Origin of the sequence: Bacillus cereus group sp. BfR-BA-01524 (assembly GCF_022662595.1) — a bacterium.
In the GTDB taxonomy this organism is placed as follows: Bacteria; Bacillota; Bacilli; order Bacillales; family Bacillaceae_G; genus Bacillus_A; species Bacillus_A thuringiensis_S.
Map to the genome: position 1 here is coordinate 1 of NZ_JAKUDW010000432.1, position 231 is coordinate 231.

Genomic DNA, 231 nt, shown 5'->3' on the forward strand with positions numbered 1-231 from the left:
ACCCTGCACAAGCGGCGGCATATTATTATCCATTGGCATCATATTCGGATTTGGCATAGACGTATATTGTGGTCCAAACGGCGCTCCTTGCTGATATGGCATTTGATATGGATTTGGTTGTTGATAATACGGATTCGGCGGCATCATGGGCTGTTGATACGGCATTTGATATGGCATCATATTCGGTGGTTGATTGTTATCCATGATTGGCATCATATTCGGCATTTGATT

1 pseudogene is annotated in these 231 nt (G+C 43.3%); it reads right to left on the reverse strand.

The annotated features are described in order from the left end of the window. Positions 1-204 (reverse strand): annotated as a pseudogene (locus tag MR170_RS31760) (peptigoglycan-binding protein LysM); the annotation flags it as partial. Positions 205-231 lie beyond the last annotated feature (27 nt).